General features: G+C 70.6%; 22 protein-coding genes. 4 read left to right on the forward strand and 18 right to left on the reverse strand.

The features are described from left to right. Positions 1-143: 143 nt before the first annotated feature. From lpdA to eno, 8 genes are all read right to left on the reverse strand, one after another. Complete coding sequence (lpdA, locus tag MET9862_RS17250; protein WP_142584144.1) at positions 144-1,583, reverse strand: dihydrolipoyl dehydrogenase; 1,440 nt, start codon at positions 1,581-1,583, stop codon at positions 144-146. Between the two features lie 13 nt (positions 1,584-1,596). After that, on the reverse strand, positions 1,597-2,994 hold the full coding sequence (locus tag MET9862_RS17255; RefSeq protein WP_142584145.1) for a pyruvate dehydrogenase complex dihydrolipoamide acetyltransferase: 1,398 nt from the start codon (positions 2,992-2,994) through the stop codon (positions 1,597-1,599). Positions 2,995-3,092: 98 nt separating this feature from the next. After that, a complete protein-coding gene (locus MET9862_RS17260) occupies positions 3,093-3,368 on the reverse strand; it encodes a DUF5076 domain-containing protein (RefSeq protein WP_244612760.1) in 276 nt (91 codons plus the stop codon). Between the two features lie 64 nt (positions 3,369-3,432). After that, positions 3,433-4,878, reverse strand: coding sequence for a pyruvate dehydrogenase complex E1 component subunit beta (locus MET9862_RS17265; RefSeq protein ID WP_142584147.1), 1,446 nt, complete (start codon positions 4,876-4,878; stop codon positions 3,433-3,435). A 64-nt stretch (positions 4,879-4,942) separates the two neighbouring features. Then, the gene (gene pdhA / locus MET9862_RS17270) at positions 4,943-6,004 is read right to left on the reverse strand and encodes a pyruvate dehydrogenase (acetyl-transferring) E1 component subunit alpha (protein WP_142584148.1); all 1,062 of its coding nucleotides are present in this window, start codon (positions 6,002-6,004) and stop codon (positions 4,943-4,945) included. Between the two features lie 130 nt (positions 6,005-6,134). After that, positions 6,135-6,446, reverse strand: coding sequence for an FtsB family cell division protein (locus MET9862_RS17275; RefSeq protein ID WP_142584149.1), 312 nt, complete (start codon positions 6,444-6,446; stop codon positions 6,135-6,137). 34 nt (positions 6,447-6,480) lie between these two features. Further along, the gene (locus MET9862_RS30125; protein ID WP_244612764.1) at positions 6,481-6,894 is read right to left on the reverse strand and encodes a DUF3574 domain-containing protein; all 414 of its coding nucleotides are present in this window, start codon (positions 6,892-6,894) and stop codon (positions 6,481-6,483) included. Then, positions 6,891-8,180 (reverse strand): phosphopyruvate hydratase, encoded by a 1,290-nt coding sequence (eno, locus tag MET9862_RS17285; protein ID WP_142584151.1) that lies wholly within the window; start codon positions 8,178-8,180, stop codon positions 6,891-6,893. The genes MET9862_RS30125 and eno overlap by 4 nt, the downstream gene beginning before the upstream one ends. A 211-nt stretch (positions 8,181-8,391) precedes the next feature. Here eno and queF point away from each other — a divergent pair, with 211 nt between their 5' ends. Then, positions 8,392-8,841, forward strand: a complete 450-nt coding sequence (gene queF, locus MET9862_RS17290; RefSeq protein WP_142584152.1) for a preQ(1) synthase — start codon at positions 8,392-8,394, stop codon at positions 8,839-8,841. A gap of 95 nt (positions 8,842-8,936) precedes the next feature. Here the strand turns inward: queF and MET9862_RS17295 are convergent, their stop codons facing one another. Beyond that, positions 8,937-9,239, reverse strand: a complete 303-nt coding sequence (locus MET9862_RS17295; RefSeq protein ID WP_142584153.1) for a hypothetical protein — start codon at positions 9,237-9,239, stop codon at positions 8,937-8,939. A gap of 167 nt (positions 9,240-9,406) precedes the next feature. Here MET9862_RS17295 and MET9862_RS17300 point away from each other — a divergent pair, with 167 nt between their 5' ends. Further along, entirely contained in the window at positions 9,407-10,231 is an 825-nt protein-coding gene (locus MET9862_RS17300; protein ID WP_142584154.1) for a class I SAM-dependent methyltransferase, read from the forward strand. A gap of 118 nt (positions 10,232-10,349) precedes the next feature. On the opposite strand, the gene kdsA is transcribed toward MET9862_RS17300, so the two are convergent. The 4 genes from kdsA to MET9862_RS17320 all read right to left on the reverse strand — a co-directional run bounded on the left by kdsA (position 10,350) and on the right by MET9862_RS17320 (position 13,960). Then, a complete protein-coding gene (gene kdsA, locus MET9862_RS17305; RefSeq protein WP_142584155.1) occupies positions 10,350-11,201 on the reverse strand; it encodes a 3-deoxy-8-phosphooctulonate synthase in 852 nt (283 codons plus the stop codon). A gap of 9 nt (positions 11,202-11,210) precedes the next feature. Further along, positions 11,211-11,711, reverse strand: coding sequence for a hypothetical protein (locus tag MET9862_RS17310; protein ID WP_142584156.1), 501 nt, complete (start codon positions 11,709-11,711; stop codon positions 11,211-11,213). A 44-nt stretch (positions 11,712-11,755) separates the two neighbouring features. After that, a complete protein-coding gene (locus MET9862_RS17315) occupies positions 11,756-12,175 on the reverse strand; it encodes a hypothetical protein (protein ID WP_142584157.1) in 420 nt (139 codons plus the stop codon). Positions 12,176-12,424: 249 nt separating this feature from the next. Further along, on the reverse strand, positions 12,425-13,960 hold the full coding sequence (locus MET9862_RS17320; RefSeq protein ID WP_142584158.1) for a Do family serine endopeptidase: 1,536 nt from the start codon (positions 13,958-13,960) through the stop codon (positions 12,425-12,427). A gap of 779 nt (positions 13,961-14,739) precedes the next feature. Between MET9862_RS17320 and sugE the strand changes: the two genes are divergently transcribed. Then, the gene (sugE, locus tag MET9862_RS17325; RefSeq protein WP_142584159.1) at positions 14,740-15,054 is read left to right on the forward strand and encodes a quaternary ammonium compound efflux SMR transporter SugE; all 315 of its coding nucleotides are present in this window, start codon (positions 14,740-14,742) and stop codon (positions 15,052-15,054) included. A gap of 109 nt (positions 15,055-15,163) precedes the next feature. On the opposite strand, the gene MET9862_RS17330 is transcribed toward sugE, so the two are convergent. The 4 genes from MET9862_RS17330 to MET9862_RS17345 all read right to left on the reverse strand — a co-directional run bounded on the left by MET9862_RS17330 (position 15,164) and on the right by MET9862_RS17345 (position 21,465). After that, on the reverse strand, positions 15,164-17,878 hold the full coding sequence (locus MET9862_RS17330) for a valine--tRNA ligase (protein ID WP_142584160.1): 2,715 nt from the start codon (positions 17,876-17,878) through the stop codon (positions 15,164-15,166). Between the two features lie 124 nt (positions 17,879-18,002). Beyond that, positions 18,003-18,602, reverse strand: coding sequence for a PopZ family protein (locus MET9862_RS30480; RefSeq protein ID WP_185156905.1), 600 nt, complete (start codon positions 18,600-18,602; stop codon positions 18,003-18,005). A gap of 260 nt (positions 18,603-18,862) precedes the next feature. Further along, complete coding sequence (locus tag MET9862_RS17340) at positions 18,863-20,272, reverse strand: TolC family outer membrane protein (protein WP_142584161.1); 1,410 nt, start codon at positions 20,270-20,272, stop codon at positions 18,863-18,865. Positions 20,273-20,811: 539 nt separating this feature from the next. Further along, positions 20,812-21,465, reverse strand: a complete 654-nt coding sequence (locus MET9862_RS17345) for a protein-L-isoaspartate O-methyltransferase family protein (protein WP_142584162.1) — start codon at positions 21,463-21,465, stop codon at positions 20,812-20,814. Positions 21,466-21,716: 251 nt separating this feature from the next. Here MET9862_RS17345 and MET9862_RS17350 point away from each other — a divergent pair, with 251 nt between their 5' ends. Beyond that, positions 21,717-22,970: an ABC transporter substrate-binding protein gene (locus MET9862_RS17350; RefSeq protein WP_142584163.1), complete on the forward strand. Its 1,254-nt coding sequence runs from the start codon at positions 21,717-21,719 to the stop codon at positions 22,968-22,970. A 43-nt stretch (positions 22,971-23,013) separates the two neighbouring features. On the opposite strand, the gene MET9862_RS17355 is transcribed toward MET9862_RS17350, so the two are convergent. Then, positions 23,014-23,457 (reverse strand): DHHA1 domain-containing protein (locus MET9862_RS17355; protein WP_244612762.1); only part of this gene is annotated, 444 nt, incomplete at its 5' end.

The following is a 23,457-nucleotide window of genomic DNA, read 5'->3' on the forward strand; positions in this document are numbered from 1 at the left end:
CCTAAAAATTGGTTTTGGCTATCTGACTTTCCATAACAAAGGGCTTCGAACGGAAGTTCGAAGCCCTTAAATGATTGCCATTTGACATAATGCTAATCGTGGCCGGACTGCCGCAAGTCATTCTTGAAGCGCCGGTGTCCGCATCACGTATGGATCACACGCCCATACGCGTCCAACACGCTCTCGTGCATCATCTCCGAGAGGGTCGGGTGCGGGAAGACCGTGTGCATCAGCTCTTCCTCGGTGCTCTCCAGCGTCATCGCCACGACATAGCCCTGGATCAGCTCGGTCACCTCGGCGCCGATCATGTGGGCGCCGAGCAGCTGGCCGGTCTTGGCGTCGAACACCGTCTTGATCAGGCCGTCCGGCTCGCCGAGCGCGATGGCCTTGCCGTTGCCCGCGAAGGGGAAGCGGCCGACCTTGACCTGGAAGCCCTGCTCCTTGGCCTTGGCCTCGGTGAGGCCGACGCTGGCGATCTGCGGGTGGCAATAGGTGCAGCCCGGGATCTTGCCCTTGTCCATCGGGTGGGTGTGCAGGCCCTTGATGGTCTCGATGCAGATCACGCCCTCGTGCTCCGCCTTGTGGGCGAGCATCGGCGGGCCGGCCACGTCGCCGATGGCGTAGAGGCCGGGCACGTTGGTGCGGCCGAGCCCGTCCGTGACGACGATGCCGCGGTCGGTCTTCACGCCGAGCTTCTCGAGGCCGAGATTCTCGATGTTGCCGACGACGCCGACCGCCGAGATCAGCTTCTCGGCGGTGATCTGCTGGCTCTTGCCGTCCGAGCCCTCCACCGTCGCGGTGACGGAGGCGGCGCCCTTCTCGACCTTGGTCACCTTGGCGCCGGTGAGGATCTTGATGCCCTGTTTCTCGAAGCGCTTGCGGGCGAGCCCCGCGATCTCGGCATCCTCGACGGGCAGGATCTGCGGCAGCAACTCCACCACCGTCACCTCGGCGCCCATGGTGCGGTAGAACGAGGCGAACTCGATGCCGATGGCGCCCGAGCCCATCACGAGCAGGCTTTTCGGCATCGCCTCCGGCACCATGGCCTCGTAATAGGTCCAGATCTGCTTCTTATCGGGCTCGATGCCGGGGATCGCGCGGGGCCGCGCGCCGGTCGCCACGATGATGTGCTTGGCCTGGTAGGTGCCCGCGCCCTTGGCGCCCTTCGGCGCCTCGGCGCGCTTGGTCTCCTTGACCGTGACCGTGCCGGGCGCGTTGCCCTTGGCGGCGGCCTCGACCGTGGCCTCGCCCCAGATCACGTCGACCTTGTTCTTCTTGAGCAGCATGCCGACGCCGCCGTTGAGCCGGCCCGAGACGCCGCGCGAGCGCTTCACGATGGCCGCGGCATCGAACGAGACCTCCTTGGCGGAGAGCCCGTAATCGGCGGCGTGCTGCATGTAGTGGTAGATCTCGGCCGAGCGCAGCAGCGCCTTGGTCGGGATGCAGCCCCAGTTCAGGCAGATGCCGCCGAGATGCTCGCGGTCCACCACCGCGGTCTTGAAGCCGAGCTGCGCCGCGCGGATCGCGGTGACGTAGCCGCCGGGGCCGGCGCCGATGATGAGGACGTCGTAGGATTCGGACATCACGCGCTCCGGCTCAGACCAGCATGCCCATCGGGTTCTCGATCAGGCCCTTGAAGGCCGCGATCAGCTCGGCGCCGAGCGCGCCGTCGAGCACCCGGTGGTCGCAGGACAGCGTGCAGGTCATCACCTGGACGACGGCGGGCTGGCCGTCCTTCACCACGACCCGCTTCTCGCCGGCGCCCACCGCCAGGATGCTCGATTGCGGCGGGTTGATCACCGCGGTGAACTGCTTGATCCCGAACATGCCGAGATTCGACACCGAGGTGACGCCGCCCTGATACTCCTCGGGCTTCAGCTTCTTGGCCCGGGCGCGGACGGCGAAGTCCTTCATCTCGTTGGAGATGGTCGAGAGCGTCTTCTCGTCGGCCCGGCGGATCACCGGGGTGAACAGGCCGCCGTCGATGGCGACCGCGACGCCGACCTCGGCATGGGTGAAGCGCAGGATGCGGTCCTCGGCCCAGACGGCGTTGGCCGCCGGCACCCGGGTCAGCGCGAGGCCCATCGCCTTGATGACGAAGTCGTTGACCGAGAGCTTGAACAGCGGCTTGCCGTCCTTGTCCTTGCCCGCCGACGCGTTGAGCGTCTCGCGCAGCGTCATCAGCGCGTCGAGCTCGCAATCGACGGTGAGGTAGAAGTGCGGAGCCACCTGCATCGCCTCGGTGAGGCGCTTGGCGATGGTCTTGCGCATGCCGTCGAGGGGCACCTCCGCGTAGGCGTCCTTGGCGAAGAAGCCCTTGACCTGATCGAACGAGAGCCCGGCCGGCGCGGGCGAAGCGGGTTTCGGGGCGGGCGCCGCCTTCGGCGCCTCGGCGGCGGGCGTCCCGGCCTCGGCGGGGGCCGGGGCCTTGGTGGCGCCGGAGGCCTTGGCCGCCTGCACGTCGCGGGCGATGATGCGACCGTGCGGGCCGGAGCCCGCCACGGCGGCGAGGTCGACCCCCTCCTGCTTGGCGATGCGGCGGGCGAGCGGCGAGGCGAAGACGCGGCCACCCTCCCCCGCGGCGGCCGGCTTGCTCGCGTCCGGCTTGGCCGCGTCCGGCGCCTCGTTCACCCGCTCGTAGGCCATGTGGCCGCCGCCGGGCGTGGTGTTCTGCGCCGCCGGGGCCTCGGCGGGCTTCGGGGCCTCCGCCGCCTTCGGCGCGCCGCCGGAGGACGCCGTCGAGACGTCCTCGCCCTCGGCGGCGATGATCGCGATCAGGTCGTTGACCGGCACGTCCGCCGTACCCTCCGGCACCACGATCTTGGCGAGCACGCCCTCGTCGATGGCCTCGACCTCCATGGTCGCCTTGTCGGTCTCGATCTCGGCGAGCACGTCGCCGGACTTGACCGCGTCGCCCTCCTTCTTGAGCCACTTGGCGAGGTTGCCCTTCTCCATGGTCGGGGAGAGCGCGGGCATCAGCACGTTGATGGGCATGGCGTCAGGTCTCGGGCTCAGCCGGGGCGGCGGGATCGGCGAAGGGGAACGGGGCGTCGAGCGGGAACGGCCTCAGCCATGGGCGCGGCTCGCCATCGCTAGTTGAGACCGTCGCGGTCGAGGCTCTCCGCCTCGAAGCCGGCCCGGATGCGCGCGAAGGCCTCGTCCTCCGACATCTCGGTCTCCAGCGCGTAGGCGCGGGCCGCCTGCCGGGCGAGGTCGATCAGGAGGCGCCCCCAGGTGGCGGGGTCGTCGAAGGAGCGGCGCAGCGCGACGCTCACCGCGCCGTCCACCACGATGGCGCGCAGCACCTCGATGCCGCCGTTCTCGGCGACGTCGGGCGGGATGGAGAGTTCTTGGAAAGTCTCGCTCACGGCAGCAGCCCTCTCTGGATCCCCGGCGCGCCGAACACGCCGGGGCGATGAGCGGCGCGCGGGCCTACTTGTAGCAAACGCTCTTCGCCGCCTCGACGACCTCGGCCACGGAGGGCAGCGCGAGCTTCTCGAGATTCGCCGCATAGGGCATCGGCACGTCCTTGCCGGTGATGCGGAGCACCGGCGCGTCGAGATAGTCGAAGGCGTCGACCATCAGGCGGGCCGAGATCTCGGCGCCGACGCCCGATTGCGGGAAGCCCTCCTCGACGGTGATGCAGCGGCCGGTCTTCTTGACCGACTCGACCACCGTGTCGGTGTCCATCGGGCGGATGGTGCGCAGGTCGATCACCTCGGCCTCGATGCCCTGCTCGGCGAGCGCCTGCGCCGCCTTCAGCGCGTAGGTCATGCCGATGGCGAAGGAGACGATGGTCACGTCCGTGCCCGGGCGGTGGATCCTGGCCTTGCCGATCGGCAGCACGAAATCCTCGAGCTTCGGCACCGGGAAGGACTGGCCGTAGAGGATCTCGTTCTCGAGGAAGATCACCGGGTTCGGGTCGCGGATCGCGGCCTTGAGCAGGCCCTTGGCGTCCGAGGCGGTGTAGGGGGCGATCACCTTCAGGCCGGGCACGTTGGAGTACCAGGCCGAATAGTCGTGGCTGTGCTGGGCGGCCACGCGGGCGGCGGCGCCGTTGGGGCCGCGGAACACGATCGGACAGCCGAGCTGGCCGCCGGACATGTAGAGGGTCTTGGCCGCCGAGTTGATGATCTGGTCGATCGCCTGCATGGCGAAGTTGAAGGTCATGAACTCGACGATCGGCTTCAGGCCGGCGAGCGCCGCACCGACGCCGATGCCGGCGAAGCCGTGCTCGGTGATCGGCGTGTCGACCACGCGCTTGGCGCCGAATTCCTGCAGCAGGTTCTGGGTGACCTTGTAGGCGCCCTGGTACTCGGCGACCTCCTCGCCCATGACGAACACGTCGGGGTCGCGGCGCATCTCCTCAGCCATGGCGTCGCGCAGGGCCTCGCGCACGGTCTGGGTCACCATCGGCGTGTCGGCCGGGAACTCGGCCATCACCGGCTCTTGCGCCTTGTTGGTGATGACGGCCGGCGCCGCCGGCGCCCGGGGCGCGTCCTCGGCGGTCTTGGCGGCCGGGGCCGGCTTGTCGGCCTGGCCCTCGGCCTGCATGTCCGGGGTCGGGGCGGGGTGGCCGCCGGAGCCGTTCGGCTTGGCCTTTCCGCCGCCGGAGGCCGCCGCCGAGACGTCCTCGCCCTCGGCGGCGATGATCGCGATCGGCGTGTTGACGGCGACGCCCTCGGTGCCTTCCTCGATCAGGATCTTGGCGAGCACGCCTTCGTCGATGGCCTCGACCTCCATGGTCGCCTTGTCGGTCTCGATCTCGGCGAGCACGTCGCCGGACTTGACCGCGTCGCCCTCCTTCTTGAGCCACTTGGCGAGCTTGCCCTCCTCCATGGTGGGCGAGAGGGCGGGCATGAGGATGTCGGTCGCCATGTCTTGCTCTGTGGTGGGGCTGCGGGGCGGCCTGGAAGGGATCGGCGGACGGGAGCGAGCCGGCTCAGGCGTTCGCTTCGAGCAGGATGTCGGTCCACAGCTCGGACGGATCCGGCTCGGGATCGTTCGTCGCGAATTCCGCGGAATCGTTGACGATCTCGCGCACCTTGGCGTCGGTCGCCTTGAGGTCGGCCTCGGGCACGCCGTGCAATTCGAGCAGGCGCTTGCGCACCATCTCGATCGGATCGTGCTCGTCGCGCATCTTGGTCACCTCGTCCTTCGACCGGTACTTGGCCGGGTCGGACATCGAGTGGCCGCGATAGCGGTAGGTCTGCATCTCCAGGATGTAGGGGCCCTGGCCCGAGCGGGCATGCTCGATGGCGCGGGTGGCCGCCTCGCGCACCGTGCGCACGTCCATGCCGTCGACCTGCTCGCCCGGGATGCCGAAGGAGAGGCCGCGCTTCGAGAAATCCGTCTGCGCCGAGGCGCGGGCCACCGAGGTGCCCATGGCGTAGCGGTTGTTCTCGATCACGTAGACCACCGGCAGCTTCCAGAGAGCCGCCATGTTGAAGCTCTCGTAGACCTGGCCCTGGTTGGCCGCGCCGTCACCCATATAGGTCAGGCTGACCTTGCCGTTCTCGCGGTAATGATCGGCGAAGGCGAGGCCGGTGCCGAGGGAGACCTGGGCGCCGACGATGCCGTGGCCGCCGAAGAACTGCTTCTCGCGGCTGAACATGTGCATCGAGCCGCCCTTGCCGCGGGAATAGCCGCCGCGCCGTCCGGTCAGCTCGGCCATCACGCCCTTCGGATCCATGCCGCAGGCGAGCATGTGGCCGTGATCGCGGTAGCCGGTGATGACCTGGTCGCCCTCGACCGAGGCCATCTGCATGCCGATCACCACGGCCTCCTGGCCGATATAGAGATGGCAGAAGCCGCCGATCAGGCCCATGCCGTAGAGCTGGCCCGCCTTCTCCTCGAAGCGGCGGATCAGCAGCATCTCGTGATAGGCGTGGAGGTCTTCCTCGCGCGTGAACTGAGGCGCGTTGGGCGCCGGCCGGTGGGCGGCCTCGGCTGGCGGGGTGGCGGCCTCAGCCTTCGACTGTCCCGCATTCTTGGCGGCGGCCATCGCGTGCTCCCCGGCATTTGTCCGTTGCGAGGATCGTGTAGGCCAGGAAACCGACGATGGCGAGGGCCGTTCCTCTGACAGGACGCCGCGATCTGTCAGGACGTGGTGACCAGCGGGTCAGATAGACTGTTCAAGGGTTGATGATGACCACGTCGTTGGCATGCACGCGACCGAGAACGATGCGTGCGCGCTCTTCCAGAAGGTCGCGGTCGATCTGCTCGCTGCGCAGGAGCGCCACCCGGTGCTCCCAGGTCGCGCGTTCGGCCTTCGCCGCGGCGAGCTCCTGGGACAGCCCGTAGGCCTCGATCTTGAGGGCGCGCTTGGCCTCGAGGCCGCGATTCCCGTTCTCCGCCTGATAGACGAAGTAGCCGACCACGAGCGCCGACACGGTCCAAAGACCGAGCGGGAGCACGACCATTCTGACGCGGCGACGGACGACCATGCGCCGACCATCGCGGCGCAAGGTTAGGAAATGCCTAACGGAACGAGGCGCAGGCGGGGCTGAGCACGAGGCCGACGGCCTCCTGTGCGAAGGCGGCCTTGTAGGCGTCGCGGATCGCGTCGAGCGCGGCCCGCGTCTCCGGCCGATCCTCGGCGACGATGAGGACGAGGCGGGTGGGCTCGGCCCGCAGCCGCCCGCCGGCCGAGCGCCACTGGCCGTGACCGGCGATCACCGTGAGCCCGTTGGGGAAGAGCGGGGTGATCCGGGCGGCGAGGAAGCGGCGCCACGCGGCTTCGGGGATCGGCCGTCCGTCGCGGCGGGAGAGGCCGAACAGGAGCTGGGCCGAGAGGGCGGGGGCGCCCTCCCGGCAGGTCGGTGCGGTCTCCTGCGCGCCCGCCCCCGCCCGGAGGGCGAGCAGGAGCGCGCAGGCGGCGATCAGCCGGCTCAGCGGCGGGCGAGCTGCTTGATCGCGGCGTGGCCGGCATAGCGGCCCTGCGGGCCGAGGCCCTCCTCGATGCGGATGAGCTGGTTGTACTTGGCCAGTCTGTCCGAGCGGGCGAGCGAGCCGGTCTTGATCTGCCCGCAATTGGTGGCGACCGCGAGATCCGCGATGGTCGAATCCTCGGTCTCGCCCGAGCGATGCGACATCACCGCGGTGTAGCCGGCGCGCTGGGCCATATCGACGGCGGCGAGCGTCTCGGTGAGCGAGCCGATCTGGTTGACCTTTATCAGGATCGAGTTGGCCGTGCCGCTCTCGATGCCGCGCGACAGCCGCTCCACGTTGGTCACGAAGAGGTCGTCGCCGACGAGCTGGCACCGGTCGCCGATCTTGGTGGTCAGCAGCTTCCAGCCCTGCCAGTCGTCCTCGGACATGCCGTCCTCGATCGAGACGATCGGGTACTTGGCGACGAGCTCGGCGAGGTAGTCGACCTGGGCCTCGATGGAGCGGGTCTTGCCCTCGCCCTCGTAGTGGTAGGCGCCGTCCTTGAAGAACTCGGTCGCCGCGCAGTCGAGCGCCAGCATCATGTCCTGACCCGGCTTGAAGCCGGCGGCCTGGATCGACTCCATCACGAAGTCGAGGGCGGCCTCGGCCGAGGGCAGGTTCGGCGCAAAGCCGCCCTCGTCGCCGACATTGGTGTTGTGGCCGGCCTTCTTCAGGGCGCTCTTGAGGGTGTGGAACACCTCGGAGCCCATCCGCACCGCCTCGGCGATCGAGTCGGCGCCGACCGGCATGATCATGAATTCCTGGAAGTCGATCGGGTTGTCCGCGTGGGCGCCGCCATTGATGATGTTCATCATCGGCACCGGCAGGACGCGGCCCTGGACGCCGCCGACATAGCGATAGAGAGGCAGGCCCGCGGTCTCGGCTGCGGCCTTGGCCACCGCCAGCGAGACGCCGAGGATGGCGTTGGCACCGAGCCGCGCCTTGTTCGGTGTGCCGTCGAGATGGATCATCGCCTCGTCGACCGCGACCTGATCCTCGGCATCCATGCCGCCGATGGCGTCGAGGATCTCGGTCTGAACCGCCTCGACGGCGTTGCGCACGCCCTTGCCGCCGTAGCGGCTCTTGTCGCCATCGCGCAGCTCCACCGCCTCGTGCGCGCCGGTCGAGGCGCCCGACGGGACCGCGGCGCGGCCGAACGAGCCGTCTTCCAGCAGGACGTCGACCTCGACGGTGGGATTGCCCCGGCTGTCCAGGATCTCGCGGGCGGCGATATTGGTGATCGCGGTCATGGACGTCCCCTCAACGATTCGTCGTGCGTGCCGCACGGGCGCCCTCGCCCGGTTCGCGGAACGGTCGCCGGGCTTATCGGTCAAGCTCGGTCCCGCTTCAAGCGGTCGCAGCCCGATGCCGGGCCGCCCGTGATGCGCGGGTTGTCGCCTGCGACGCTGCATTGAGCGCCGCGCGGATGCAAGCCCGGCGCCCGCGCGCTATAGCCCGCCCATGACGAACGACGCTCTGCAACTCGGCCAGGCCACCCCCCTGCCCGCTTCGCCCGAGGAGGCCCGTCTCGACCGGGTCCCCAATCCCCATGCCGACACGGATTATTGCGCCCGCTTCACGGCGCCCGAATTCACCTCGCTCTGCCCGGTGACCGGGCAGCCGGATTTCGCGATCCTGGTGATCGACTACGTGCCGGACCGCTGGCTCGTCGAATCGAAGTCGCTGAAGCTCTATCTCGGCTCGTTCCGCAACCACGGCGCCTTCCACGAGGATTGCACCGTGGCCATCGGCAAGGCGCTCGCGGGCCTGCTGGAGCCGCGCTACCTGCGCATCGGCGGCTTCTGGTACCCGCGCGGCGGCATCCCGATCGACGTGTTCTGGCAGACCGGCGCGCCGCCGACGAGTGTGTGGCTGCCCGATCCCGGCGTGCCACCCTACCGCGCGCGCTAGCGGCCGGCGCGAGCGTCCGACCGAAAGCTCCGACGCGCATACGAGAAGGGCGGCCGGCTCGCGCCGACCGCCCCCCGAAACCCGTCGTGGCGCCCTTAGTAGGGGCTGCCGTAATAGCCGTAGCCCGGGCCGCCGTAGCCGCCGCCATAGTAGCTGTCGCGGTAGTACGAGTCGCGGGCGGCGCCCGCAGCGATCGCGCCGGCGGCAAGGCCCGCGATGCCGAGGCCGACGGCGGCGCCGGTCCCGATGCCGCGGCGGCCGCGATAGCCGCCATAACCGTAGCCGGCATGCGGGGCGTAGCCGTGGCCGTAATAGCCGCGCGGGCGAGCGTCGGCCGAGGTCGCAGCGAAGGCGCCGAGCGACAAGGCGGCAACGGAGGCGATAGCGATCTTGCGCATGTGTTCCTTTCTCGATCTTGGATCGAAGTTGCATGGTCAACGCCAGCGTGACGGAAGGGTTCCACCCAATCATCGCCCATCCCTGATCAGGTCAGGGTTGTTCTCGGTCAGTGCCGGCGGCACGCATGCTCCGATGAATGCGCGCTGAACGCGCTCGCCGACTTGTGATGATTGGCCGAGCGCCCGGCACGAGCGGGCTTTGCTCTGAGCGCCGCGCGGGACGGGGCGCGCCCCCGGCGCGATCCGGACCCGGCGCGACGTGGGCGCGTGAAATCCGGCTGCCGAGCGGCTACGCTGCGCGTCCCATCTGGAGCCGCCCGCGCATGGACAGCCTTTCCCTCATCCTCGACACCTTCGCGCCGATCGCCGGCCGCAGGATCCTCGATATCGGCTGCGGACCCGGCATCCTCGCCAAGGCCCTCGCCGCCGAGGGGGCAGCGGTCACCGGCATCGATCCGGGCGAGGCCGCGATCCGGGCGGCGCGGAGCCGGGTGCCGGCGGGCCGCTTCGAGCAAGCCTCCGCCGAGGCGCTGCCCTTCCCGGATGCGGGGTTCGACGGTGCGGTGATCCTCAACGCCCTGCACCACGTGCCGGACCCGCGCGCCGCCCTCGCCGAGGCCGCGCGGGTGGTCGGCCCGGACCGGCCGATCGTGGTGGTGGAGCCCCTCGCCGAGGGCAGCTTCTTCGCGGCGCTGAAGCCGATCGAGGACGAGACCGAGATCCGCGCCGCGGCGCAGGCCGCCATCGCCGCGGCCATCGCCAGCGGCGCCTTCGCCTGCCGCCGGGACGTGACCTTCGCGCGGCATGAGACCTTCGCGGACCTGCCCGCCTTCCTCGCCCGCGTCACCGCGGTGGATCCGGCGCGCCAGGCGGCGATCGAGGCCGATGCGGACGGCATCGCCGCCGCCTTCGAGGCCGCCGCGACCCGCACGCCCGCGGGCTACGGCCTCACGCAGCCCCTGCGGGCGCACATCCTCGTGCCGGCGGCCTGACAAGGTGGGCGTCGAGAGGGGTCACCCCTCTCGCGGCTCCAGGACGGAGCCCTGGGAGAACCTCGGGGCTCTGCCCCGAGACCCCGCCAAAGGGATGATCCCTTTGGAAACCCGATGATCAGAGGGCGGCGCGGGCCTTGGCGAGCCGGTCGAAGGCGGCGAGTTCCGCGAGGAGCGCCGGCATCGCCGTCAGCGGCACCATGTTCGGGCCGTCCGAGGGGGCGCGGTCGGGATCGGGATGGGTCTCGATGAACACGCCGGCCACGCCCACCGCCACGGCGGCGCGGGCGAGGACGGGGACGAACTCGCGCTGGCCGCCGGAGCTCGCCCCCTGCCCGCCCGGCTGCTGGACGGAATGGGTCGCGTCGAACACCACCGGCGCGCCCCCCGTCACCCGCGCCATGATCGGCAGGCTGCGCATGTCGGAGACGAGGGTATTGTAGCCGAAGGAGGCGCCGCGCTCGGTGACGATGACGTTCGGGTTGCCGGCCTGCGTGATCTTGGCGGCGACGTGGGCCATGTCCCAGGGGGCCAGGAACTGGCCCTTCTTGACGTTGACGGCGCGGCCGGTGCGTGCCGCAGCGAGCAGCAGATCGGTCTGCCGGCAGAGGAAGGCCGGGATCTGCAGCACGTCCACCGCCTCGGCCACCGACGCGCATTGCTCGGCCGCGTGCACGTCGGTGAGCACGGGCAGGCCGAGCGACTCGCGGATCTCGGCGAAGATCGGCAGCGCCCCCTCGAGGCCGAGGCCGCGCGCGGCGCTGCCCGAGGTGCGGTTCGCCTTGTCGAAGGAGGTCTTGAACACGAGGCCCATCCCGAGCCGCGCGGTCATCTCCTTCAGCGCCGCGGCGATCTCCAGGGCGTGGCTGCGGCCCTCGAGCTGGCAGGGACCGGCGATCAGGGCGAGCGGCAGGTGGTTGCCGAAGGCGGCGTCGCCGACGCGGACGGTGATGGGCTGTTCGTTCGACATGCGCTGCCTCTAGCCGGCCCGGGCCTTGTGCGGAAGGTGCGCCTTGCGATGCAGGATGGTGCCGCGCTCCGCCGCGACGACGCAGACGGTCAGGAGCCCGGCGAGGCTGTCGGCGCGCGGACCCGTCTCGCAGCGGAGCGCGAGGCGGCCGTCCCGGCCCTGGACCGCTGCGGAGGCGAGCAGCGAATCCTGGTGGAGGCGCCGCGCCAGGATTTCCGCCCGCTCCGCATCGGCACCCGCGAGGGCCTGCGCGGCCAGGCCGACCAGGGCGAAGAAGCGGGCGATCGGCTCCCGGTCGAGGGCGCCGAGCACGATCCGGCGCGGCGCCCGGCAATCGAGGCTCATCCGTTCCGCATCCGCCGCCCGGAACACCGCGCCCGGCTCGGCGCGACCGGCGAGCGAGGCTCCGGTGACGCGGATCACCCGGGCGGTGAGCGCGTCGCAGGATTCCGCGCGCGCCGGGGCGGCGGCGAGGCAGGCGAGGACGAGGAGGAGCGGACCGGCACGCATGGTCCCGGTTTAGACCGGTCCCGCCCGCCGGGGAACCGCGGCGATCAGGCCGGGTCCCAGTCGCCGGTCGCGATGCGGCGGACCAGGGCGGTGGGCAGATCCGCCGAGCCGGTACCCGCGATGCTGGCCGCGGTGTCGACCGCCCGGTAGATCCGGCCGCCCTCGGCCACCTGCGGCGCCACGTTCTGCGGGCGGATCGTGATCTCGCGCTTCTTCCCGTCCGCACCCTGGCAGGAGCGGTAGCGCGGCTGGTTGGTGGTCGCGGCCGCGCTCTGGGCACTGCGGATCCGCTCCCTGTCCTGGCGGTCGAGAGCGGTCAGGACCGCGCAGCCGACGCCGCCCACCGCGCCGCCGATCAGCGTACCAATCACGGCGCCGCCGATCGTCGCGGTGGCGCATTTTGCGACGGCATCGTCGATCGCGGACCCGACCGGGACGGGAAGGCAGGCGGCGGCGAGGAGCACCAGCCCCCCTCCGAATCCTCGCGAACGCGCCCCGCGCGGCACCACCTGATTTCAGACCTCAGGTGTAATTATAAACTTCAGGTTAAGAAACCGTCGATCGATCGGCGGCTCTTCGGGCGGGCGAGCGCGACGGCGGCAACCGCGTGTGGCCGGAATGCCATCCTGCCCGCATGGGCGAGGCGCCGCCCGTCGCCGGGGGGCGCCTCGCTTCATGTTCTGTCAGGGCTGCCGAGTTCGGCCGTCCCCGGATCAGCCGGCCTTGCTCAGCGACACCGCGACGAAGCGGGTGACGCCCTTGCCGTTCTTGATCCGCATCAGCACCGCCTTGCGGCCCGAGGCTTCGGCGGCGCGGATCTGCGCGGTGACGTCGGAGGGCCGCGACACGCTCTTGCCGCCGACATCGAGGATCAGGTCGCCCTGCTCGATGCCCTTGGCCGCCGCCGGCCCGTCCGGATCGACCTCGACCACCGCCACGCCCTGGTCGGCGAGGCCGACATCCGCGGCCGGGGCGAGGTTGAGGCCCAGACGCGGCTGGCCGTTGGCACCGTCGCTGTCCCGGGTCGCCACCTTGGTGCCGTCGGCCGGCAGCGCGCCCAGCGTGATCGTGGCGGTATCCGCCTTGCCCCCGCGCAGATAGGCGAGGTCCACCTTGGCGCCGGGCTTCAGGCCGGCGATCTTGCGCGACAGCTCGCGGGCGTCGTTGACCGGCTCGCCGTTCACCTTCTCGATCACGTCGCCGGACTTCAGGCCGGCCTTGGCGGCGGGCGTGCCGTCCTCGGCATGATCGACCAGGGCGCCCTTGGGCTTGTCGAGGCCGAGGCCCTCGGCGATGTCCTGCGTCACCGGCTGGACCTGCACGCCGAGATAGCCGCGGGCGACCTTGCCGTCCGTGCGGAGCTGCTCGACCACCGCCTGCACCGTCTCGGCGGGAATCGCGAAGGCGAGGCCGACGCTGCCGCCCGACGGCGAGGCGATCGCGGTGTTCACGCCGACGACCTCGCCGTTGACGTTGAAGGTGGGGCCGCCCGAATTGCCCTTGTTGATCGGCGCGTCGATCTGCAGGAAGTCGTCGTAGGGGCCGGCGCCGATGTCGCGGCCGCGGGCCGAGACGATGCCGGCCGTCACCGTGCCGCCGAGGCCGAACGGGTTGCCGATCGCCACCACCCAGTCGCCGACGCGCGGCGCGCCCTTGCCGAACTGGACATAGGGGTAGGAACCCGGCTCGTTGATCTTGAGGAGCGCGATGTCGGTCTTCGAATCCTTGCCGATCACCTTGGCGTCGAGGGTGCGGCCGTCATCCAGGGTGACCTGCACGGTCTTGGCATGGTCGACCACGTGGTTGTTGGTCACCACGTAGCCGTCGGCCGAGATGACGAAGCCGGAGCCCACGGCGCCGCGGCTGCCCTGGCGCTGCTGGGGCGTCCCGGGCTGGCCGTTCTGCCCGAAGCGGCGGAAGAACTCGCGCAGCTGCGGGGGCACGTTCTGCATCCCGCGCCCGCCCGGCCCGCCCTGGCCCGCGCTGTCGTCGTCGTCCGCGCTCGCCGTGTCGTCGAGCTTCACCTTCACCGAGACGACGCCGGGCTTCACCTTGTCGACGATGTTGGCGAAGGAGCCCGGCGGATGCTCGGGCGCCTCGATCGGGGTCTTCGGCAGGGCCTGAGCCTGGGCGGGGGTGGCGGAGGGCAGGTAGGCGCTACCGACGGCGCCGCCTGCGACCAGAGCGGCGGCGGCGACGGAGGCAAGGGCACGGCGCGCGGGGCGACCGGAGGGACGGGGCTCGGACATGGGGGCTCAACCTCTCGGGACGGATCGGGACGACGCCGGCTCACGCGGCGGTCGATGCGATCGGTCTAGAGGGCGGCCCCTGACCCGGTCGTGGCGGTCGGATTACGATTTGGACAGGTTGCGCTGCCTCGGCGGAGCCCGGCCGTCCGCCGTGCCGGCCCGCATCCGGACGCGCGACGCCGGCCACCGGCATGTGGAACAGATCCGCGCTGCGGCTGCCCGTTACGCTTTGTTACGGATCGTGGGACGATGATCCTCGCGATCCGGCGGGCGGTCTCGACCCGGCCGGGTTCCGGCGCGTGACGCCTTGTGAGGACTGGAACGATGAGACAGCTGCTCGCGGTTGCCGTTCTTCTCGGTGCGACCGTCGGCGCGGGGGCGACCGAGATCCCCAAACTTCACCCGGGCGCCTTCGATGGATATTCTGCCGCGACCGGCCGAGCCAAGGCGAGGCCGTCGAAGCGAAAGCCCCATCCCGCCAAGGCGATCGACACGCGGCGCTACGATGATGGCCTCGCCGCTGGAAAGCCCGACCATCTGAGGCTGGGCTACCGGAATGGGGCAGGCCTCTACGTGCCGCCCGATTATTCCACGAATCCGCGCGGGCCTCGGGACGGTTTCGGAGGGCCGATCAGCGAGCCGTCCAGCAGTTTCGGCAGCGCCCCCACGCTCTTCAACGGTCCACTCGGCACCCGTCGATAAGACGGCCGGCGCTCCGCCTTGGCCAATCCGCGCCGATCGCGCACACAGCGCCCGCAACCTGAGCGGAGACGCGCATCGTGGCCTGGATCATCCTGTTCGTCGCCGGCCTCCTCGAGACCGGCTGGGCGATCGGCCTGAAATACACCGCGGGCTTCACCAAGCCCCTGCCCTCGGTGCTGACGCTCGCCACCATGGCGGCGAGCGTGGTGCTGCTGTCGATCGCGCTGCGGACGCTGCCCGGGGGCACGGGCTACGCGGTCTGGACCGGGATCGGCGCGGTCGGCACCGCGCTCCTCGGGATCGTGCTGTTCGATGAGCCGGCGACCGCCGCCCGCCTCGCCTGCATCGGGCTGATCGTGGCGGGGATCGCCGGGCTCAAGTTCGTGTCGTGAGCCGGCCTGGAGCCGGTCCCGATCGCGCTGCAATCGGGACCGGCTCCAAGTCCTTGTGGTGACGCGCTCTCTTTCGCCGAACCGGGATCCACTTCGGCTTGAGAGCGCTCTACCCTTCGAGCCGCGCCAGGGCCTCCCGGAGCTTGCCGAGGCGCTCGATCTCGGCGTCGCGGCGCTCGCGGTTCTCCTCGACGATCTCTTCGGGCGCGCGCGCCACGAAATCGGCATTGCCGAGCTTGGCCTCGATCTTCCGGATCTCGCCCTCCGCCTTCACCGCCTCCTTCTGCAGGCGCGAGACCTCGGCGGCGAGATCGACGATGCCCTCCAGCGGCAGGGCCGCGACGCTGCCGCGCACGAGGAGCTGGACCGAGTTCTTCGGCGCCGAATCCGCGAAGCTGATCTCGGAGAGGCGGGCGAGGCGCACCAGCGTGTCGCGCCAGGCGGCGACGCGGGCGCGCACGGCCTCGCTCGCGCCGACGAGGACGAGGGGCACCTGCGCGGCGGCCGGCACGCTGGTCTCCGAGCGGGCCGAGCGCACCTCCGAGACGAGGTCGACCACGAAGCCGACCTCGGCCTCGGCCTCGGCATCCGCGAGGCCGGCGAGATCCGGCCAGGGCGCCAGCGCCAGCATGCCGCGCTCCGGGATGGCCTCGCCCTTGATCGCCCAGAGCTCCTCCGTGAGAAAGGGCATGAACGGGTGCAGGAGCTTGGCGATCTGGTCGATCAGGAAGGCGATGCTCGCCTGCGTCTCGGCCTTGAGGCCCGCATCGACGCCCTCGCCCTGCAGCACGGGCTTGGCCAGCTCCAGGTACCAGTCGCAGAAGATGTTCCAGACGAAGCGGTAGGCGGCGGTGGCCGCGTCGTTGAAGCGGTAGGCGTCGAGCGCCGCCTCGACCTCGGCGACGGCGCGGGCGGCCTCGCCCAGCGCCCAGCGGTTCACGGGCTGGCGCACCGCGTCCGGCCGGAAGGCCGGGTCGAGGCGGCAGCCGTTCAGCTCGGCGAAGCGGGCGGCGTTCCAGAGCTTCGTCGCGAAGTTGCGGTAGCCCTCGACGCGGTTGACCGCGAGCTTGATGTCGCGGCCCTGCGCCGCCATCGCGGCGAGGGTGAAGCGCAGCGCGTCGGCGCCGTACTGGTCGATCAGCCCGAGCGGATCGACCACGTTGCCCTTCGACTTCGACATCTTGGCGCCCGACGCGTCGCGCACCAGGGTGTGCAGGTAGACGGTCGAGAACGGGACCTGATCGGTGACGTGGAGGCCGAGCATCATCATGCGGGCGACCCAGAAGAACAGGATGTCCTTGCCGGTCACCAGGGTGTTGGTCGGGTAGAAGCGCGCCAGCTCCGGCGTGCTCTCCGGCCAGCCCAGCGTCGAGAACGGCCAGAGGCCGGAGGAGAACCAGGTGTCGAGGACGTCGGGGTCGCGGGTGAGCGCGACGTCGCGGCCGCGCGCGGCCCGCGCCTTCTCCAACGCCTCGGCCTCGTCATGGGCGACGTAGATGCCGCCCTCGTCATCGTACCAGACCGGGATCTGATGGCCCCACCAGAGCTGGCGCGAGATGCACCAGGGCTCGATGTTCTCCAGCCACTGGAAGAAGATCTTCTCGTAGTTGTCCGGCACGAACCGCGTCTGGCCGTCGCGCACCGCCTGGAGGGCGCGCTCGGCGAGCGGCTTGACGTTCACGTACCACTGGTCGGTGAGGTAGGGCTCGATCACCACGTTCGAGCGGTCGCCATGCGGCACGGCATGGGTGTTCGGCTCGATCTGCCGGAGCCGGCCGCGCTCCTCCATCAGGGCGACGACGCGCTTGCGCGCCTCGAACCGGTCGAGGCCGTGCAGCGCCAGCGTCTCGGGCTCGGGCTGGGCGTCGGCCAGGAAGGCTTCGTTGCCGGCGATGAGGATGCGCGCCTCGGCGTCGAGGATGTTGATGAGCGCGCAGCCGTGCCGCTTGCCGACCTCGAAGTCGTTGAAGTCGTGGGCCGGGGTGATCTTCACCGCGCCGGTCCCCTTCTCGGGGTCGGAATACTCGTCGGCGACGATCGGGATCAGCCGGCCGACGAGCGGCAGGCGGACCTTGCGGCCGACCAGGGCGGTGTAGCGGGCATCCTCCGGATGCACCGCGACGGCGGTGTCGCCGAGCATGGTCTCGGGCCGGGTCGTCGCCACGGTGATGATGTCGCCCGTCTCCGCGCCGGATTCGTCGACGACCGGGTAGTCGAAGTGCCAGAGGTTGCCCTTGGTCTCGATCTGCTGGACCTCGAGGTCCGAGATCGCGGTCTGGAACTTCGGGTCCCAGTTCACGAGGCGCTTGTCGCGGTAGATCAGCCCCTGCGCGTGCAGATCCACGAAGACCTTGAGGACGGCCGCCGAGAGGCCCTCATCCATGGTGAAGCGCTCGCGCGACCAGTCGCAGGAGGCGCCGAGCCGCTTGAGCTGGTTGACGATGGCGCCGCCCGATTCCGCCTTCCAGGCCCAGACGCGCTCCAGGAAGGCCTCGCGGCCGAGCGTCCTGCGGTCCGGCTCGCCGTCCGCGGCGAGCTTGCGCTCCACCACCATCTGCGTGGCGATGCCGGCATGGTCCGTGCCCGGCTGCCAGAGCACGTCCTTGCCCCGCATCCGCTCGAAGCGGCAGAGGATGTCCTGCAGCGTGTTGTTGAGGGCGTGCCCCATATGGAGCGTGCCCGTCACGTTCGGCGGCGGGATGACGATGCAGAAGGGCTCGGCCCCCGCGCGCTCGGGCCGGCCGGCCCGGAAGGCCTGGGCGTCCTCCCAGGCTGCGGCGACGCGCGCCTCGACGGCGGCCGGGTCGAAGGTCTTGTCCATCATGGGAGGTGCGGGCCCGCGGGGCTGTCCTGAGGAAGTGCCCGCTTTCAACCCGCCGGGGGGCTCGCGTCAACACGCGGGCCCCGCCTTCCTGCGCGCTTCGGGCCGGCCGGCCCCGCCCCGGGGCTCAGCGGCCGCGCGACACCCGCTCGATCTCGGCGCGGACGAGGCGCTCGACCATCACGGGCAGGTTGTCGTCGAGCCAGGCCTTCAGCATCGGGCGCAGCATGTCGGCGACGAGGTCGTCGAGCGTGCGGGCATTCCGCGACAGCACGGTGTGCGCGAGCATGTTGAAGGCGTTGCCGACACTGGCATCGGTCTCGGACGAGGTCAGCGGCTCGGGCGGCACCTCGGGCGCGCGGGTCGGCTGAACCGGCGGCGGAGGCGGCGCCGCGGCGACCGGCGGGGGCGGCAACTCCGGCTCGGGCTCGGCATCCGGCTCGACCACGATCGCGTCGAAATCCATCTCCGCGCTGCCGAAATCGATCGCGTCGAAATCGAGCGGCGTGGGCTTCGGTGCCGGGGCGGGCTCCGCGAACTCGGCGAGGTCGAGCACGTCCTCCGGCTCGGGCGGCGGCGCCGGGGCCTTGGCGGGCGGGGTCTCGGCCGGCTTGGCGGCCTGATCGTCGGCGATGATCCTGCGGATCGAGGCGAGGATCTCCTCCATCGAAGGCTCGTGGGCCTTCTCTGCCGTCTTGTCCTGAATCTTGGGGCTCGCTGCACTCATCCGGACGGCGCTCGGGAACGGGATCGACGCAGGCCTGTCTGAGGCCGAGGGCAGTATTCCACGGCGGCTTCGCGGGACAAGCGCTTCGGGAGCACAGTTCAGGGAAAACACCCGGCGCCGTCGGAAAACATCTGGGGGCCGGGCCCGCCCGGAGGCGGATCGAGGCCGGTTCCGATCGCGCCGCAATCGGGAACGGCTCTCAGCCTTGTTTCGACGCGCTCTCCTTCGCGGAACCGGCAACCCCGACCGCGGACAAGGCTCTAGCGCCCGTCCGGCGTCCGGATGCCGAACCAGAGGTCCTTGACCTGGTCGAAATGCGTCTTCGGGCTGTAGGCCGCCACGGGCACGGCGGTGAAGCGCACCGTCAGCCGGCCGATCGCCTGCACGACGCCGTAGGAGAAGATCACCCGGTCGCGCTGCGCGGTGATCAGGTTCACGCGCGCGTTGAGCAGCTCCTGCTGCGCGTTCAGCACGTCGAGGGTGGTGCGCTGGCCGACGCGCGCTTCCTCGCGCACGCCGTTCAGCGCCACCTCGTTGGCCTGGACCTGCGCCTGCGAGGCGATCACGCGGGCCTTGGCCGCCTCGAGGCGGCCCCAGAAATCGACGATCTGGGCGCGCACCTGATCGCGCACCTGCTCGGCCTCGATGCGGCGCTGCCCGACCGTCTCCTTGGCCTGACGGATCTGCGCGTATTCCTGGCCGCCCTGGTAGAGCGGGATGGTCAGGCGGCCGAGGATCGAGGCGGCGTAGCCGCTGGTATTGGCGATCTGCTGGTCATAGGCCTGCTGGACCTGACCCTGCACGCTGAGCGTCGGGTAAAGGGTGCCCTCGAACACCTTCACCTGCGCCTCGGCCGCGTCGACCGCGTGGAAGGCCGACAGCACCTGCGGATGCTCGCGCAGGCCGACGGAGATGGCCTGATCGAGATTGGCCGGCACGTAGCGGTCCAGCGGCCGGCCCGGGGCGAGCTGGCGCGGCTCGACGCCGACGTTCTGGCGGTAGATGCCGATCGAGGTGCGCAACGCCGATTCGGCCGCGCTCACATCGGCGCGGGCGCCGGCGAGGCGCGCCTCGGCCTGGGCGACGTCGGTCCGGGTCACCTCGCCGACATTGAAGCGGTCGCGGGTCTGACGGAGCTGCTCCTCGAGCACCTCGACGTTGTTGCGCCGCAGCTCCAGGGTCGCCGTGTCGGAGAGGACGTTCATGTACGCCTGCACGGCGCTGAACAGGACCGACATCTCGGTGAAGCGCAGCGTCTCGCGCTGGCCGTACACGCCCGATTCGGCACGGCGGGTGTTGTTGTCGGTCTGGAAGCCGTTGAACAGGGTCTGGTTGACGACGAGGCCCGCCGAGGCCGGCTTGAGAAGCTGATCGATATTGGTGCCGGCGAGGTTGCCGCCCTGCTGGGTGACGCCGGCCTGGACGTTCACCGCGGCCGTCGGCCGGTAGCCGGACACGGCGATGGCGACGTCCTCGTCGCGCACGCGGGTGAGCGCACGGCTCGCGTTCAACTGCGGGTTGCCGCCATAGGCCTTGGCGAGGGCGCTCTCCAGGGTCTCGGACAGCGCCGGCGAGGCCAGCGTCAGCGCGGCCGCGAAGCCGGCCGCGACGGCCGGCGCGGTCAGCCGGAGCGCGGAACCTGTCGCAAGTGTACGTCTTTTCACGTCCATCAGCCCTTGCGGTGTCTCGGTTCTTATCTCGGATGACCCGCACGGCCCCCGCCGCATGGTCGCCCGTCCTCATCCGAACTGGCCCGCCCTGCGGTGCACCTTAGCCGAAGGCGGGGGCGCCGCGCACGTACTCGTGGCCTCCGTTCCGTCGAATCATCGGCAAGTGGCGCATAAAGGCGACAGTCTTGGCCCTCGGCATACGAGTGCCCGCCCGCAGACGCGCAGGTTATCAACAGGTCCGAATTCGGTTGAGACGAAGTATTAGCGCGTCCCGCCGAGGGCGCGCGGCACGGTCGCTCCCGAGGGGAGAGGGTCTGCCGGAGGGAGGTTTTGCAAGCTGCACTTGGCGTGCATTTGCAACGCTCTCCGGCAACATTGCGCTTCGGCGCGGCCGGTGGCCGTCAAGAAGAGGCGTGGCCCCTGCGGCTGCTTCGGCGCTCCGGAGCCGCGCTTGGCCGCGTTGCAATCGGGATCAGCTCCACGCCTCTGTTCCACGTGATCCCGTGTGTCGAACCGGCCTCCGTTCGTCGCAGAGCGCTCTAGAACGCGAAGCCCGCCTCGGCCGCGAAGGCCGGCAGCACGGGCAGCGAGGCGCCGAACAGCGGGCGCGACCCGAACGCGTCGCCCGCGCGCACGAAGATGGTCGCCTTGGCGGCCCGCTCCGGCCCGAACACGCAGACGAGCTGCCCCTCGTCGGCGAGCTGATCGAGCAAGGCCTGCGGACGGCTCTCGACGCGGCCGTTGACCAGGATGGCGTCGTAGGGCCCGCGGTCGGCAACGCCGCGCGCGATCGGTCCCTCCACGATCTCCGCCGCGCCGTCGAGACGCTGGCGCGCCTCCGCGACGAGCGTTGGCACGCTCTCCAGGGCGGTGACCCGGGCGCCGAGCTCCGCCATCAGCGCCGCGCCGTATCCGTAGCCGCCGGCCACGTCGAGGGCGCGTTTGCCGGGCTTGATCTGGAGCGCCTGGATCATGCGGGCCAGAATCATCGGAGCGGGCACGAAGCGCGGCTCCTCGCCGGCCGTGTCGATGCGCAGGGTCTGGTCGATATAGGCGAAGCCCTCGCGGCCGGCCGGGACGAAGCGCTCGCGCGGCACGGTGTCGAACGCGTCGAGGACCGCGTTGTCGTTCACGTCGAAGGTCCGCAATTGGCAGTCGACCATCAGGCGTCGCGCCTGCGCGTAATCGAGCATGGAACCGTCTTTCCTCGACCCCGGCGCGGCAGCCGGCAACGCGCAGCTTCCGGGACAGCGGGCTTTTCGTGGATCGGCCGCGAAAAGGCAAGATTGCGCCCGCCCCTGCCTGGCGTTCGGCGGCGCCCTTGCAACCGGCGCCGCCTGTTGCGGCTGCCCGTAGCGGGCCGGCCCCCACTCGGCATACCGTGTGCCCACGGCGTCCGCGAGGCGCCGATCCCAAGAAGAATCTCGGCCAGGGTGAGGAACGCATGAGCAAGGCGCGTATCGATTCAGACAGGGCTCCAGGTCGCGCTCGCTCGCGGGCGGGCCTCGCCCTCGCCGCGACGCTGGCACTGGCCGGTCCGGCCGCGGCGCAGGCGGTCTCGGACGGGGCCGTGCGCATCGGCATCCTGAACGACCAGTCCGGGGTCTATGCCGAGTTCGGCGGCCGCTCCTCGATCGAGGCGGCCAGGATGGCGGTCGAGGATTTCGGCGGCACGGTGCTCGGCGCGCCGATCGAGCTGGTCTCGGCCGACCACCAGAACAAGCCCGACATCGCCTCCGGCATCGCGCGGCAATGGTACGACCGCGACAAGGTCGACGCGATCATGGAGCTGACCACCTCCTCGGTGGCGCTGGCCGTCCAGGGCCTGTCCAAGGAGAAGAAGAAGATCACCATCACGACGGGCGCGGCCACGAGCGACCTCACCGGCAAGCTCTGCACGCCCTACGGCTACCATTGGGCCTACGACACCCGCGCGCTTGCGGTCGGCACCGGCGGCGCGCTGGTGCAGCAGGGCGGCAATACCTGGTTCATGCTCACCGCCGACTACGCCTTCGGCCACTCGCTGGAGGCGGAGGTGACCCGCTACGTCACCTCGAAGGGCGGCAAGATCGTGGGCGGCGTGCGCCACCCGCTCGCGGCGCAGGACTACTCCTCCTTCCTGCTCCAGGCGCAGGGGTCGGGCGCCAAGGTGATCGGGCTGGCCAATGCCGGCCTCGACACCGCGAACTCGATCAAGCAGGCGGCGGAATACGGCATCACCGAGGGCGGCCAGCGCCTCGCGGCGCTGCTCTTCACCCTCGCCGAGGTGCACGGGCTCGGCCTCAAGGTGGCGCAGGGCCTGACGCTCACCGAGGGCTGGTACTGGGATCTCAACGACGAGACCCGAGCGTTCGGCCAGCGCTTCATGAAGCGCACCGGCAAGATGCCGAACATGATCCACACGGGGACCTACTCGGCGGTGCTGCAATACCTCAAGGCGGTGAAGGCCGCGGGCACCGACGAGACCGAGGCGGTGAACGAGAAGCTGCACCAGCTGCCGGTGGACGACGTCTTCGCCCGCGGCGGCAAGGTGCTCGCCAACGGCCGCATGGTCCACGACATGTACCTGTTCGAGGTCAAGAAGCCCGCCGATTCGAAGGGCGAGTGGGACCTCTACAAGCTGCTCGCCACCATCCCCGGCGCGGACGCCTACGCCAAGCTCGAGGAGAGCGGCTGCCAGCTCACCGCCTCGCGGTGAGTGGGAGCCCGCCGCGGCGTCCGGGCCGCGGCGGGCTTCGTCCTCACGCCGCCTGGAGCGCCTCGACGATGGCGTCGAGGGCGGCCTGGGCGCCCGTCCCGTTCGGGCCGCCGGCCTGGGCCATGTCGCGGCGCCCGCCGCCGCCCTTGCCGCCGAGATGGCCGGCCCCGGCCCGCACCAGGCCGACCGCGTCGTAGCGCGCGGTCAGGTCGTCGGTGACGCCGACCACGAGGCCGGCCTTGCCGTCGGCGGCGACGCCCACGATCGCCACGATGCCGGAGCCGAGGCGGGTCTTGCCCTCGTCGGCGAGGCTCTTGAGGTCGCGCATCTCGACGCCCTCGACCACGCGGGCCATCAGCTTGACGCCCGCCACCTCGCGGGCCTCGTCGCCGCCGCCGGCCGCGCCGCCGCCCATGGCGAGCTTCTTGCGCGCCTCGGCGAGCTCGCGCTCCAGGCGCCGGCGGTCCTCCAGCAGGGCCGCGAGCCG

It is taken from the genome of Methylobacterium symbioticum (genome assembly GCF_902141845.1).
GTDB lineage: Bacteria > Pseudomonadota > Alphaproteobacteria > Rhizobiales > Beijerinckiaceae > Methylobacterium > Methylobacterium symbioticum.